The sequence below is a fragment of the Marinobacterium sp. xm-g-48 genome, from assembly GCF_013282925.1.
In the GTDB taxonomy this organism is placed as follows: domain Bacteria; phylum Pseudomonadota; class Gammaproteobacteria; order Pseudomonadales; family Balneatricaceae; genus Marinobacterium_E.
Genome location: NZ_WBYQ01000014.1, coordinates 1 through 1,665, shown reverse-complemented (window position 1 = coordinate 1,665; position 1,665 = coordinate 1). Strand labels below are relative to the sequence as shown.

General features: G+C 37.0%; 2 protein-coding genes. Both read left to right on the top strand.

Going from position 1 to position 1,665, the window contains the following annotated elements; all coding sequences use genetic code 11:
- The coding region (locus XMG48_RS11885; protein ID WP_173482294.1) for a hypothetical protein at positions 1-1,149 on the top strand (1,149 nt) is incomplete at its 5' end.
- 27 nt (positions 1,150-1,176) lie between these two features.
- The coding region (locus XMG48_RS11880; protein ID WP_173482293.1) for a hypothetical protein at positions 1,177-1,665 on the top strand (489 nt) is incomplete at its 3' end.

Genomic DNA, 1,665 nt, shown 5'->3' with positions numbered 1-1,665 from the left:
AGTGAGAGAAGTTACATTGTTGTTGTACCTTACCTTACTGAGATTGAAAGGCTGCTTAGGGCATGTACACACCTTAATTTTGTTCAACCAACAATTGATTTAGAAGCTGGACTAGAAACCAAGACAGAATCTTTGATACAGCAAGTTAGAGAGGGAAAGAACATTGTCTGTACTCACTCTATATATCCCAGGCTATCCCAACTCGCTGATGATGGTCTCTTAGAAAACTATGAAATAGTTATTGATGAAGTTCCGGACTGTGTATCAACAGTATGCGAGAAATCACCCTACTCAGTTAAGGAGATTTATATATCAGCGGGCTTCATTTCAGTAGATGAAACTGGAAGGGTTCATCCAACCGAAAAATGGTTGAACAATCACAATGCTGCAGCTGACACTTTAAATCCTGTGCTTTTTCAACAAGCAAAAAGTGGTGGTCTGTACCTACTAAATAACAGTTTGTTCATTAATTGCTTACCACTAAATATTCTCTCTAAGTGTAAAAAAGTGACTGTTCTAACCTATATGAGCCAAGGCTCTTACTTTACTTACTACTTAAAATTTTCAGGCTTTGAGTATGAGGTAAACGAATCTAGGAAACAGAACATTTTCTTTAAAGAAGAAGCAAAGCGTCTAATTACTCTAAAGCCTATAAATGCACTGAGAGGTTTGAATCTATCTAACACTGGGCAAGCAAAAAGCTTAGCACGACCTAGCGACTACAATAGAGTATCTAGTTGTTTGAAGAATCTTAGGTCTAGGGACTTGAAAGGCGTAGACCAAGAAAAAATACTCATAACCAGTAAGAAAGATGCATGGTATGAGAATACTAATAATAGGTCTAAAGCTGGAAAGTTTGCCAAAAATTCTAAATTATTTAATGCGAGGTGGATTGCTAACAAAACTAGGGGAACAAATGACTTTGCAGACTGCTCTCATTTAATATACTTATATGACCAGCATCCCAATCCATACATTGCACGTTGGTTAGGTGCGGACAATAAATGCTTCTCAAAACACTATGCATTAACTGAGTTGATACAGTGGGTTTGGAGGTCAAGAATCCGTAAAAAAGAGGACATTACACTCTACTTACCATCTGAGAGAATGTATGAAATCTTCAGCAGCTGGCTCTACAGCGAAGAGTAAATAGTAAAACTTGTGCAGGGAGGTTAAATGTTTAATTTCGATAAAGGTTATTGGCTGATAAGGTCCTTACAATTAGCTTTTATACTTGCCCTGCCAGTTTTAAGTTTTTTTGAGGGTCGTTTAGAAGTTGTAGGGTCTTTGATAATCACTGTACTTACAATATTAATAATCGCTTTGACTTACATGGGATGCTCAACTTCTGGATACAAAACAGCCCATGAAATTGGCTTTCAGCCGCATGATAAAAATATAGACCCATTCTCAAAGCCTATTAAATTTAAAAAGGCTGCTTTTCGTTGTGTTACTTACTCTTTGACGGTCGTTAGTTTATTTATCATACCGCTTCTAGCTACAAGCAATGCCCTCTTCGAAAACTCATACATAAATAACTCATTACCATTAGCTGTCTTGGGAGTAACTGCATGGGGAGCATATTGGTCTTTTAATATCGGCTTTCGTATTGGAGAGCTAGAGATTTCACGTAATCATGTATCAGAAGAATTAAGAAAGCTTAAA